The organism is Flavitalea sp., from assembly GCF_035489435.1.
Classification (GTDB): Bacteria; Bacteroidota; Bacteroidia; order Chitinophagales; family Chitinophagaceae; genus DATHKG01.
In genome coordinates this window covers 175,583-184,538 of sequence record NZ_DATHKG010000020.1, presented here as the reverse complement: position 1 = coordinate 184,538, position 8,956 = coordinate 175,583, and the positions used below count along the sequence as shown (strand labels likewise).

Below are 8,956 nucleotides of genomic sequence, written 5' to 3'. Positions count from 1 at the left end.
TACATGTGCCTGAATGATTGGTGATCCCGTAAAGGTCAAACTTTTGTTACAAAACCATCAGCCGCAATATCCACAAAAGCCCCCCATCGGCATACAAAATCTTTTTCAAATAACAATCGTGGTTCTGGTTAGAGGCTTACTATTATAAAATGATACTAAAAGTAGAAGATGCAGATAACCCAACCGAAATTGATGAAAAGCAACTGACACTAAAAATTATTTCTTCTCAGAACAGAGTGGATTATTTATGGGAGATTGGTGGTGGGAGCAACTGGATGGGCTATCCTATCTCGGCACTGTTAGCATTGCAAGTAGTAAGATTTAGATATACATTCCTATCACCCTTGATGAGTGATCAAAACGTCAGCGGATCTTGAAGATGAGGATGGGAATATATTAGTCGAATTCACTAAGCAAATTGATGCCAAACTCGAGGAATGCTATCCCGAAGTCAAGCGATTGCTTACTCAGAATAAACTTGCTTAGTCAAAATAATTTTGATGCTTTACATGGCTTTTCAATCTAAGCCTCCGGGAGTTTTACCACGCACAAAAAGCTTCCTAAAATTTTGCGATTCGGAAAAAAGAAAGTATTTCGATTTTCAAGACCCTTATACGAAAATCTACCGCAAAACTCAAAGATTCCTTTTTAGTCTCAAAAGGTGGTAATCGAGGCTAAACTAAAAATGAAAGCCACCCTAAAGTAATTAACCGGGATGGCTTGACAAGCATAAAACTTTATACTTGTATAATGGAGCATGAATAATTCACTTAAGAATTTAACTTCCTGTCCCTTTACTTCCTGTTCCTTTCATAATAAGTGTTTTATCTTTAGCAAAGTTACAATAATATCATACAAAGACAACAAAAACTCAATTATTTTAACGTAATCTCGTACATAATCGACTGCCCTTTTAATGCTAGAGGGATTTGTTTATAAACCCTTGTATCTAAGCCACTTAATTGGTAATCTAACTTAGCATTCTCCAAAAAAGGAACAGTTATTTCAAAATCAAAATCTTCCATTGGACTTAAAAATTGAACTCGTATAGTAATATTGAGGGAATGCTCTGTAGGAAAATGAAAATCGACAATTTTCTTACCTTCATACGCATTCTTAACGACTTTTTCAATTAGAAGCTCTCCCTTAGCTTTTATTTTGAACAATTTGTTGTATTCCTGCCCGTTGCGATCTGGCTTTTGTAACTCTTGAAGTGCTGCCAAATCCAGCAATTCTAGAACTTGATCACCCATCACCATAATCTTAGCAATTTTCGGATCGCCTTCATTAGTCTTGAAAGTTTCTAGCGTGACCTGATGTTCAATTTCTTCGTTTTTAAGATTTTGTAGGGTGTAAGAAATTTCTTCAATCAGTTCAATTTTGCCTTCAGCATTCTTTTTTATTTTATAGGTCCAAGTAGTGCTGGTGCGTAGAACGTCGAAATTAAAAAAAGCATCATCTGTTAACTTTTTTGTAAAATTTTCTGGATAAAATTTATTTAAAAAACTTTCAAACGCTTGATCTTTAATAGCGGACAAAGTCGCTTTAGAAGCAACTTCAACTTCCTTTGAGAAATTATCAATTGTGCTTTTTGCTTCTTTTGAAAAGTCGTTTAACACATTTTTGGCATTGTCAACATGTTGTTCAGATAATTGGGATTCCACTGTAAGCTGTAAAAAAAGAAATACGAATGTAGCTTCACCCAAAGAAATAAATAATCGACTGACGACCTTGATAACGGTATTATAACTACTATGTTTACTAAAAGAGTAATCTACAAAAGAATGATCTACCCATATGCCCACGCTTATAAGTACAATTGCAATGAGTATAGATAACAGAAGATTCTCCGTCATCAAATTACTCAACGAATTAATCCATTTGGATTTCGCTTTTACTTCAAGCTTTGACATGGTATCGGGTAATTTGGGTTAGCTAATATAAGGAAACATGGCGGCAAGTAAAGATTCAAAAAAAAAAATTAGTTGATCCTATTATGAGACAATGATATGTTTTATCCCCTTAAAGATTAACAGTAATTAATTCAGTAACAATAAATTTGAAGGCGTATGACAAAAAAGCCGGTAATCACCTATCCAAAGAATTGGAATGATCTATATTGATAATGGGCGCAATTAAGAGAGCTGCAATAGCATATACAAAATTGTTGATGCATCGTGACACATAAAAAAGTAGATGTAAATCTCACGGACCAAATCTAATCGTGGCTTCCACTGCAGTGTCACATAATGCGCCGAACAATTGCAACTTTGACCTAATTATATCGGCGATCTGGTAAAAGAGAAACGGGTCAAACTTCCCTGGATTACATGCAGTCGAGGTTGATCAATGAGGCTAAGGAAAAAATGTTTGGCAATTATGTTTCCATTATTGATATAGCCTTTCAACCACGATACTGATAATTACTTATTTGATTGGCAAGCATTCAGTAATGTCGTTGTTTAAATAACACTGGAAATCATGTTCATTATATAATTTGTCGAATACGCTCCAGAAGAACATTTTTCGCCACCCCTCGCCCAAAGGGTTACTAAAACTTTCTACCGCGAACAATGGCGAGAAAACGGAAGAATTACGTTGCTGTTAGACGCGGAATCTCTTGTGGGTACACCCCCATGAATACTTGGCAACTATAATAAGCGTTAGTGTGCTAAAGCAAGCCGGAAACCGACACGAGCACTTCTACCATTTTTGCATAACCCATACTTCCACTGGTGTGGTATCAGTGTGATTAAGCATCGGCAGTATCACCGAGCAGGTTTAAATCCTGACGCGGTCACACTTTAAAAGTCTCATTATTCTTAATATGCTCCCAGGTGCCACACACAGCCCGAGTGGGGCAATATTGTCGCAACTCAGTAAAGCGAGCAAACAGACCTTCAGCGTTAACTGTTTAAATTTAATTTGTATCTCCATTTTGATTACCTCCTATTCCTGTTCCTTTTTTGGTTATGGGCAAAAGAAAGCATGAAAGCTGCAAATCATTCCACTTGAAGCATTAGTTTTTCATTTTCTCTTTGCAAATAGATAATAGGAACTTGGGCACCAGGCAAAATTGTGGAGCTGGATCAGCTTTCGAAACCAGAAAACAAAAAACGGATTTTTTTGTGATATTTTACTCGCGCCTGCGTATAATAGATAAACTATCCGCCAATGCAAACCTTAATGAACCGATAATGCCGTCAACCGATAAGACCGATGTTTTTTTACAGGTGATAGAAGCGCATAAAAACATGATTTATAAAATTGCCAATACCTACTGCAAGGATCCCGAAGACAGGATGGACCTGGTACAGGAAATTATCCTGAAACTGTGGCAATCATTTGATAGCTACAACTCAGCATTTAAATATTCAACCTGGATTTACCGGGTTGCATTGAATACAACCATCTCGCACTACAGGAAAAACAAAACGCGAAACAGGAAGACCGCGTATTTCCCGGAAAGTATTATAAGTATGGCTGGTCCTGCTGACAATACGCAGATGGACCAAAACACGGTTCAATTAAACCGGTTTATCGATGAATTGAAACCGCTGGACAAAGCCCTGGTATTACTGTACCTGGAAGAAAAAACGCAGAAAGAGATAGCCGACATAATGGGTATCACTGAGACAAATGTGTCCACCAAAATAGCACGTATAAAAAACATTCTAAAACAAAAATTCTCACAAATCAAACATTAAAGGATATGGAAGAAGTTAATTTTGTGCTTTTATGGAAAGAACAGTACGAAAAAATCGATCAGTCTTTACAAATCAACCGGCGTCTGCTGAAAGACAGCCTCCACCAAAAAGCGGAGACAGCATTACAATCAGTAGTGCGAACAAAACAAATTGGTATTGCCATTGCTATAATTTATTTAATCCTTCTCGGCCTGGTATTGTCCTACGCTATTGTCCATTATAGTTCTGCCGCCAATTATTTTATTGTTTCCATGGGCGCTATATTTATAATCAATATAAATGCACTCTATGATTATATCCGTCACCTGGTATGGGCCGGTGCTATTGATTACAGTGGTAGCATCACAGTTATACAGCAACAGCTGAACCGCCTGCAACTGTCCATAGCCCGGCATATCCGCGTTACTTTTTTACAACTGCCGTTCTGGAGTACTTTTTATTTGAGTGACAGGTGGTTCCCTTCGGAAATGGGATGGGGCTATATAGTGTTCCAGTGTTTGCTCACCTTGTCGTTTGTAACTATCGCGTTGTACCTGTATAAAAAACTGCGCTTGGAAAACCTGGACCGGCAATGGGTAAGATCTGTACTTTCAGGAGCCGGCGGAAAAAAAGTAAGGAATGCCATTGAATTTTATACCGAAATTGAAAATTTCAAAAACGAAAATAAATGTTGAAGGCCATTCAACTAAAACTGGTCATGAAACAACAAGGCCGCCTCAAATTAAAGAGGCGGCCGATGTATAATAACTATTTACTTATTTAATAAGCACTGTTTTACTGAACGCACTGGCACCATCACCCCACCAGATTATGTAGATACCCGGCGCTACTCCCGTGAGATCCAGTTTTGTTTGGGAATTGCCTTGAATAACTTTTACATTCTGCACTATATTTCCCATTGAGTTTGTGAGTTTGATCACCGCATTCTTACTACTAACAGGATGAGCTATAAGTATAGAACCTATAGCAGGATTAGGAGCAGCCAGGATTTTTGCAGATGTATAAGTAAACATGCCCAGCGTATCAGACCCGTTGCTGGTAGTAACTTTCACAACTCCCGTTCCGCCGAAACCTATTTCAGCTGTAATGATTGAATCGCTTACCGTAAATGAAATGGCTGCTGTACTACCAAAACTAACGGCTGTTACATTGCCGAAATTGGAACCTTTAATGGTCACCAAAGTACCGCTGCCGCCACTCATGGGCGTAAAAGAACTGATTTGCGGTTTCAGATCGGGAATAACATAAGTAAATCCATTGAGCGAAGCAGTTCCACCACCAGTGATAACGCCTACCGCACCGGAATTGGCCCCTGCTGCTATCACTGCATGCATGATTGAATCGGAAAGAACTGTAAACGATGATGTCGCTACTCCGCCAATAGTTACGGCCGAGGCACCAGTGAAATAATTTCCTTTGATGGTAACAACAGTTCCTGTGGTTCCGTTAACGGGCGTAAACGAAGTAATATTTGGTACCGCTGCTGCCACTACATATGTAAAGGTTCCCAAATATCCCCATCCATCACTATTATCAACACGCACCTGCCCTGTCGAACCTGATCCAACCACTGCCCGTAATATTGTATCACTTACAAGTGTATAGGAAGCCGCTGCAGTTCCACCGAAACTTACCGCACTGGTACCGGTAAAATTAAATCCTTTGATGGTTACCTCTGTACCAGCAGCACCACTGGTAGGTGTAAACGAATCTATGTGCGCTATATGCTTTACAGATATTATCAACGAACCTGTTGCGGATGATCCCGCAGGGGTTATAATTTTTATAAAGCCCGACTGGGTGCCTCTGGCTATAACAGCCTGGATCTGGTTATCAGAGACAACCGTGAAGGAAGCAGCTGGAGTATCGCCATTGCCGCCTATTGAAACAGAAGTAGCACCGGTAAAAAAGTTACCATTAATCGTAACAGTACCTCCCGCAACAGTGTACAATATTCCCGTTGTAGTGACTTCAGGAGGTGCCGGAATATAAGTAAAATAATTCAGTGAATCTGCTCCCCCGAGAGTGATTACTTTCACCCAACCCGTTGAACCGGAAAATACTAAAGCTGTTATCGTCGAATCCGACACCACAGAAAATGAACTGGCCGGTGTGCCGCCAAAACTTACCTGCGTGGCACCGGTAAAGTTGTATCCTTTGATAGTGACTGTTATTCGCGGTGATGCGCTACCAGGTGTAAAAGAACTGATATGAGGTTTCAGGTCAGGAGCAACATATGTAAATCCACTAGCAGAATGAGTTCCGCCTGGCGTTGTTACGGCTACAGCACCGGAACCGGCACCTGTTGCTACCACTGCATTAATAATTGAATCGTAAAGAACTGTAAACGATGATGCCGCTACTCCGCCAATAGTTACCGCCGTAGCACCAGTGAAATAAAAACCTTTTATAGTGATGGTTGTACCTGTGGTGCCACTGGTGGGTGTAAACGATGTAATATTAGGCACCGGTTTTGACGCTGTGTATGTAAAGGTTCCCAAATATCCCCAGCCATCGCTGTTATCAATACGCACCTGCCCTGTCGAACCTGATCCAACTACTGCACGTAATATTGTATCGCTTACAAATGTGTAGGAAGCCGCTGCAGTTCCACCAAAACTCACCGCACTGGTACCCGTAAAATTAAATCCTTTGATGGTTACCTCTGTACCAGCAGCGCCACTGGTTGGTGTAAACGACTCTATACGCGCTATAAGCTTTATGGATATTATCAATGAACCTGTCGCAGATGATCCCGAAGGGGTTATTATTTTAATAAAACCCGACTGGGTGCCCCTGGCTATAACAACTCTTATTTGATTATCGGAGACAACTGTGAAAGAAGCAGCTGGTGTGTCACCATTGCCGCCGATTAAAACAGATGTAGCACCGGTAAAAAAGTTGCCATTAACAGTAATGGTATCGCCTACTACCGTGTACAATATTCCCGTTGTCGTGACCTCAGGTGCTGCCGGAATATAGGTAAAGCCACCAAGCGAATCGGCTCCCCCCGGAGTGGTTATTTTCACCCAACCCGTTGAACCGGAAAATACCAATGCTGTTATCGTCGAATCCGAAACTACAGAAAATGAACTTGCCGGTGTGCCGCCAAAACTTACCTGCGTGGCACCGGTAAAGTTGTATCCTTTGATAGTAATTGTTGTTCGTGGTGATGCGCTACCAGGTGTAAAAGAACTGATATGCGGCTTCAGGTCGGGAGTAACATATGTAAACCCATTAGTAGAATAAGTTCCGCCAGGCGTTGTTACGGCCACCGCACCTGAACCGGCTCCTGCTGCTACCACTGCATTAATGGTTGAATCGGTAAGAACTGTAAACGACGATGCGTCAACTCCGCCAATTGCTACCGCCGAAGCACCAGAGAGATAATTTCCTTTGATGCTGATCATAGATCCCGTGGTGCCATTAGCAGGTGTAAACGAAGTAATATTAGGCACCGGGGTTGCCGGTGCATAAGTAAAGGTTCCAAAAAATCCCGTGCCATCACTGTTTACAACCCGCACCTGCCCGGTTGAACCTGATCCAACTACTGCCCGTATTACTGAATCATTTATAAGAGTATAGGATGCAGCCGCAGTTCCACCAAAACTCACAGCCGTTGTACCAGTAAAATTAAATCCTTTGATGGTTACCTCTGTACCGGCAGCACCACTGGTTGGTGTAAACGACTCTATACGCGCTATAAGCTTTATGGATATTATCAATGAACCTGTCGCAGATGATCCCGAAGTAGTTATAATTTTTACAAAGCCCGACCGGGTACCCCTGGCTATAACTGCCTGTATCTGGTTGTCCGAGACAACTGTAAAAGAAGCAGCTGGTGTGTCCCCGTTCCCGCCTATTAAAACTGAAGTGGCTCCGGTAAAAAAGTTACCATTTATTGTAACGGTACCTCCCTCAACAGTGTACATCAATCCAGTACTGGTGACCTGAGGCGCAGGTGCAAATTCAGCAAACGTTTGATTGGAAAATAAAATCGAAATAAAGACCAACAAGCATCCTGACAACAAATTTCGTAAGGGTTTTACCCAGGGGTCGGGTTGGGGCATTTTCTAATGGATTTGGATTCCGTCAAAAATAACTAATCAAAACCAGCTTTGCAACAAGTCGCACCCTATAGTTTTAGCGTGTTATTGCAGTTTAGAGGTGACCAGCCCAGATTAGATGAATGCCCCTGTAGACCAGACATTATTCGGTTTTCAGGCTTTTTGCCGGATTTTACTACAATAGTGCAGATAATAAGAATGATGGCGAATGTAAACTGCAACACGACAAGTATTTTTCTTGGCGTCACCAACGCATTGGCTTTTTTATAAGTCCCCTTTAAAACCTTAACAGGTTGGAAAGATGAAAGAAAGAATGCAGGATAGCTCCCGGCTAACAAGCCAGTGAAAAGTATGAACCCAACAAATACGATCCAGGTATAGATATTCTCAAAGTTGATGAATAAGTTTTTACCTGTAAGTTGATTGTAGGAAGGCAGACTTACCTGAACAATAAGGATGGCGATAATAGCTGCCATAAAAGCAATCATTATTGATTCTCCGAAAAACTGGCTGATAAGAGAAATTTTCTGAGCACCCACCACTTTTCTTATCCCTACTTCTTTCGCCCTTTTTTCACTCCTTGCGGTACTCAGGTTCATGAAATTAATACATGCAATCAAAACTATAAACCCGGCGATGATGCCAAATAGTTTTACAAATGTGCTTCGCCCTCCGTTGTCTTCCACTCCATTGGTAAAGCTTGAATACAAACGCCATTGTTTAAGCGGGTAAAGAAATAGTTCCCATTTCATCGTTTTTGCCTCAGTACTGTATTTTTGCTTTAACCCTTTTATCTTAGGGGCAACAGATGCATGGCTTGCATTTTGCTTCAGCATCACATAGGTAGAAGTGCTGTTGTCGTTCCATCCAAAATCTTCTCCTTCCCTGTATTTTATATATGACCATGGCAATAAGCATTCAAATTGAAATCTTGTATTATTAGGTAGATCTTTTAGAATACCGGTAACCACAAAGTTGTCTGCATTTTCAATTTTAATGATTTTTCCCATTGCATCATCATTGCCAAATAAACTTTTGGCAGCGCTTTCCGTCAATACTACCGAATGTCTATCATTCAGTGCCGTCGAAGGATTGCCTCTCAGCATCGGGAAGCTAAAAATTTCGAGAAAACCAGTGTCAACAATATTTCCCCATTTCATTATTTTTTTGTCGCCCACTGAA

At 40.7% G+C, this 8,956-nt stretch carries 6 protein-coding genes; 3 read left to right on the top strand and 3 right to left on the bottom strand.

The genetic code is table 11. The annotated features are described in order from the left end of the window. Positions 1–149 precede the first annotated feature (149 nt). On the top strand, positions 150–377 hold the full coding sequence (locus VK664_RS03500; RefSeq protein WP_461397220.1) for a DUF3732 domain-containing protein: 228 nt from the start codon (positions 150–152) through the stop codon (positions 375–377). A 498-nt stretch (positions 378–875) separates the two neighbouring features. On the opposite strand, the gene VK664_RS03495 is transcribed toward VK664_RS03500, so the two are convergent. Beyond that, complete coding sequence (locus VK664_RS03495) at positions 876–1,913, bottom strand: hypothetical protein (protein WP_461397219.1); 1,038 nt, start codon at positions 1,911–1,913, stop codon at positions 876–878. Positions 1,914–3,128: 1,215 nt separating this feature from the next. Between VK664_RS03495 and VK664_RS03490 the strand changes: the two genes are divergently transcribed. Further along, complete coding sequence (locus tag VK664_RS03490) at positions 3,129–3,707, top strand: RNA polymerase sigma factor (RefSeq protein WP_461397218.1); 579 nt, start codon at positions 3,129–3,131, stop codon at positions 3,705–3,707. A 5-nt stretch (positions 3,708–3,712) separates the two neighbouring features. Beyond that, positions 3,713–4,381, top strand: coding sequence for a hypothetical protein (locus VK664_RS03485; protein ID WP_461397217.1), 669 nt, complete (start codon positions 3,713–3,715; stop codon positions 4,379–4,381). 81 nt (positions 4,382–4,462) lie between these two features. Here the strand turns inward: VK664_RS03485 and VK664_RS03480 are convergent, their stop codons facing one another. Together VK664_RS03480 and VK664_RS03475 are read right to left on the bottom strand one after the other, a co-directional pair. Then, on the bottom strand, positions 4,463–7,777 hold the full coding sequence (locus VK664_RS03480) for an IPT/TIG domain-containing protein (RefSeq protein ID WP_461397216.1): 3,315 nt from the start codon (positions 7,775–7,777) through the stop codon (positions 4,463–4,465). Positions 7,778–7,842: 65 nt separating this feature from the next. Next, complete coding sequence (locus VK664_RS03475; RefSeq protein ID WP_461397215.1) at positions 7,843–8,952, bottom strand: ABC transporter permease; 1,110 nt, start codon at positions 8,950–8,952, stop codon at positions 7,843–7,845. Positions 8,953–8,956: the final 4 nt, after the last annotated feature.